Here is a 1,565-nt window from a genome sequence, read left to right as displayed (position 1 = left end):
TGAACCGACCCCTTAATGTTAGACCAAAAATCTTAACGTTAAGGAGGTCGGTTTTTCTATGGCAAAATATAGCCTTATATTTAAATTAAAAGTCGTTACCGCATATCTAAACGGCGAAGGTGGATATGAGTATTTAACTAAGAAATATGGTGTAAAGACTACATCGCAAGTTCGTCGTTGGATTAGTGCATTTAAAGAATTTGGTAAAGATGGTTTGTGTCGAAAGCGAAATAATACAAGATATACTTCAGAATTTAAGCTAGCTGTGGTAGAGTCATACTTAACTAGTGAATTATCGTATCGGCAAATTGCATTACAATATGGGCTGAATAATCCTTCATTAATAGCTCGCTGGAAATCGGATTTTATGAAATATGGGACCAATGCTTTTGTCGAGCGACCGAAAGGACGAATACCTACCATGAGTCGAACAGATGAAAAAGCAAAGATTACCACACATACTAAATCACGTAACCAAAAGAAGAAAAAAGAATTAACACCAGAGCAAGCTCGTATTTTAGAATTGGAAAAACAATTACGCTACGCTCAAATAGAGAATGCCTATTTAAAAGAATTGAGGAGATTGCGCCTCGAGGACGCTCGAAAAATGAAAGAACAGCAAGAATCATTAGCAGTCTCCGAAGAGAATTCAAACTAACTGAGATTCTTGCTGCCTTACGTTTTCCAAAAGCAACATATATGTACTGGCAACAGCGCTTTGACCGAGTAGATCCAGATCTACAAATACGAATAGCTATTGAAGATATTCGTAAGGACCATCCCAACTATGGATATAGAAGATTGTTACCTTTGTTGCGATCACGAGGTATTGTTATTAATAAGAAACGATTGCAACGAATTATGCAAAAGTTCAATCTGCAAGTAATAGCATTCTCCCGTAAGAGCCGAAAATATAACTCATATAAAGGCGTTAAAGGACGGATTGCACCTAATCGCATTAAGCGTAGATTCTATTGCAGTCAACCACATCAAAAAATTACTACAGATACAACTGAATTTAAGTATTATGAACTAGATGCAAACGGTGCTTTGAAAGTTGGAAAACTATACTTAGATCCATTTATGGATTTATATAATCTTGAAATTATTAGTTTTAGTATAAGTCCTACACCATCGGCTGAGTCTATACTTTCAGCACAACAACAGGCGATTGAAAAGACTGCTGATGCTAAGTATCGACGGACATTTCATTCTGACCGTGGTTGGGGTTACCAAATGAAAGCGTATCAACATAATTTAAAAGTGCATAACATATTTCAAAGTATGTCTAGAAGAGGTAATTGTCTCGACAATTCACCAATGGAAAACTTTTTTGCTATCTTAAAACAAGAGATGTATTATGACAATACCTTTCATAGTTATGATGAGTTAAAAATGGCGATTGAAAACTATATTATGTATTACAATACTAAACGAATTAAGGAAAAATTGAACTGGCTAAGTCCAGTTGACTATCGTTTAGCTACTACTGCAGCATAAAAAAATTCCGAGCAACCAGTTTAGGTTACTCGGAAATAAAAGTCTAACTTTTTGGGGTCACTACA

1 protein-coding gene is annotated in these 1,565 nt (G+C 35.5%); it reads left to right on the top strand.

Features of this window, described 5'->3' with window-relative positions; genetic code table 11:
- Positions 1-58 precede the first annotated feature (58 nt).
- A protein-coding gene (locus tag LKD20_RS09540; protein ID WP_227721613.1) for an IS3 family transposase occupies positions 59-1,500 on the top strand; the annotation gives its coding sequence in 2 pieces (ribosomal slippage) (positions 59-647 and positions 647-1,500; 1,443 coding nt in all).
- Positions 1,501-1,565 lie beyond the last annotated feature (65 nt).

The sequence above is a fragment of the Veillonella fallax genome (genome assembly GCF_020687175.1).
Lineage (GTDB): Bacteria > Bacillota > Negativicutes > Veillonellales > Veillonellaceae > Veillonella > Veillonella fallax.
This window is presented reverse-complemented; position numbering and strand designations above follow the sequence as displayed.